The 2,347-nt window shown below is 73.2% G+C and carries 1 protein-coding gene, 1 tRNA gene and 1 pseudogene; all 3 read right to left on the bottom strand.

Annotation, left to right across the window (positions count from 1 at the left end):
• Positions 1-464 (bottom strand): annotated as a pseudogene (locus G9H71_RS22265) (sugar phosphate isomerase/epimerase family protein); the annotation flags it as partial.
• Between the two features lie 1,107 nt (positions 465-1,571).
• Positions 1,572-1,648: transfer RNA gene (locus G9H71_RS22260), tRNA-Arg, on the bottom strand.
• A 254-nt stretch (positions 1,649-1,902) separates the two neighbouring features.
• Positions 1,903-2,127 carry a hypothetical protein gene (locus G9H71_RS22255; RefSeq protein WP_166284946.1) on the bottom strand — a complete coding sequence of 75 codons (225 nt, stop codon included), beginning with the start codon at positions 2,125-2,127 and terminating at the stop codon, positions 1,903-1,905.
• Positions 2,128-2,347 lie beyond the last annotated feature (220 nt).

Raw genomic sequence — 2,347 nt, 5'->3', positions numbered from 1 at the left:
GTGCCCGGGAAGTCGTTCGCCGTGCCGATGTAGGGGAGCGCGAGCTCCTTGGCGATCGCGAACTGGGCGTCGTTCTGCGCCGGGTTCGTCAGCGCGTTCCAGCTGATGTGGCTGCCGATGCCGTTGAGGCCGTTGGCGTCCATCAGGCTCTTGATCTGCGCGGGGGTGATCGGGCCGACGGCGCCCTGGGTGTAGCCGGCGAACTCGAGCTCCTTGAAGCCGATCCGCGCCAGCTCCTCGAAGACCGCTGCGAAGCCGATCGCCGTGCCGTTGCCGCTGACCTTGTCGCGGACGCTGTACAGCTGCAGGCCGAGCTTCGGCGACGGGGTGTCGGGAGCCGCCACGCCCATCGCGGCGTTCGCGCTGCCGGCCAGCGGGCCGATCGCGGCGGTGGAGGCCACACCGAGAGCGGTGCCGCCGGCGAGGCCGAGGAATCCTCGGCGGCCGATCGAAGACTTGCCCATCACACTCATCCTGTCCTTGTCGGGAATCGGAACGCAGGTGGAAAAGGGGGTCTGCTGTCGACGGCTGACTGGCTCGGCGCGACGCACCGCGCAGCCGCCGGCCTCGGGGGAGCGCTACGAGGAGTCAGCGGAAGCTGGGCGGCAGAGCCGAGAGCGGGTGCCGCGCGTGCGGCGGCGTCGAGGCGCGGGCCGGGGCGGGTGACCCCGAGCAGGGCGCGGGCGGGGTAGAGGCCCGACCGGGCGTACGCCTGGCAGATCGCTTCACAGCCTGTGGCTCCTCGTCGTTGAGGGGGTTCGGCGTGCGGTCGAGAGCTGCTGCTCTCCGGTCCGCGGGATGCGTGGCGACAACACCACAACTACGGTGGTGGAACTGGGGTGTGGCCTAGAGGTGAGCGCGGAGCGGCCGTGCATGTCGGCGTGCCGGATGCCGGTCGCGCTGAGTGCCGAGCCCGGGAACTCTCACTGGCCGCACCTTCCTGACGTGCCGTCGACAGCGCCGCTGCTGCCGAGGTGGGACGTCGCGTTCCCGGACCATAGGCGCGCAGCCCCTTCCGGTCAAGATGGAAAGTCACTGCCCGGGACAAACTTGCGCTGTTGTCCGCGGAAGACCGGGAATTCCCGGGAGAACACGTGCGAGCCGCCCGCGGACTTCGCTGAGGCGTGGCCAAAGGCCGCAGCCGCACGCTCTTGACCGGGTCGTCGAGCGGGCTCTAGCGTCGCGTGCGGAGAGGTGCCGTCGCCGTCGCGCCTGCGCTCCAGCCACCTCGGGTGGCGACCCCGCGACAGCCGCCTGAGCGTTGTGCGGTCCTCGCGCGTGCGTGCTTCCGAGAGGCGACATGGCCTTCGGTCGTTGCGCGGGGCCGCGCGCGACGCTTCAGGTCCACGACGGGCGTCGGTGCGGGGCGCACGGTGGGCCGTGTCTGTGCGGGGCGCGCGCGAGCCGGCGTCAGTGGGGGGTCGCGAGAGATCGCGCCGTGGGACCCCGAGACGGGCCGCGCCGTGCGGGCGCCGGTCGAATGCTGCCGACGAGGCGTCATCCCTGCGGTCGGGCGCGTCCCTGGCGAAGACGTGACGCCGTGCCCCAGCTGGGGCACGGCGTCGTGAAGGTGGTGCCCCCGGCAGGAATCGAACCTGCGGCCTTCCACTTAGGAGGCGGACGCTCTATCCGACTGAGCTACGAGGGCGCGGAACCACCGTACCGGCCGGGGTGGCTGCGGCCGACGCCCCCGTCCCGCCGCTCGGCGGCGAGGAGCTGCGGCCGCGCCTCGCGGGCCCTGCTGCCTGGCCGGCTCGGGCCGCGGTGGCCTTCCTGAGACGCGCACGGGGGAGCCGCCGGGCTTGCCGTCGCAACGGCCGACGGCGGACGTACGCCGACCGCGGCGGCCCACGCGGTACGCGCAGGCTCCGCCGCGACGGTGCCCCGAGAGCTTCGTGCCCCTTAGAGCTTCGTGAGGCGCGTCGACGGGCTGGTCACCCGACGCGGCCCGCTGCCGAAGTCCACGATGACCGAGTCCGAGCTCTCGACCGTGGTCACCCGGCCCATGCCGTGCCGGTCGTGGTTGACGAGCTCGCCCTCGGCGAAGGCTTGGACGGGGGCGGGCTCGGGGGCAGGGACGTTGAAGGGGCTTCCGGGGATGACGCGCCGGAGCGCATGGTTGGCCACACATCCAGTCTCCCCCGTCGGACGGGTTGCACGCGGGCGAACACCAGGAGCGGGGTCAACGGAGCCAGCGCGCAGGCGTGCGGCGCGGCCCCGGTGGCGCGACGATGACGGGCCCGGCGGCCCGGAGGGCGGGACGACGACGGCGCGGCGCAGCCCCCTCGCGGAACGACGACGACCCGGCGCAGCCCGGTCGCGGAACGACGACGACGCGGCGCAGCCC

The organism is Motilibacter deserti (genome assembly GCF_011250635.1).
Taxonomy (GTDB): domain Bacteria; phylum Actinomycetota; class Actinomycetes; order Motilibacterales; family Motilibacteraceae; genus Motilibacter_A; species Motilibacter_A deserti.
This window is presented reverse-complemented; position numbering and strand designations above follow the sequence as displayed.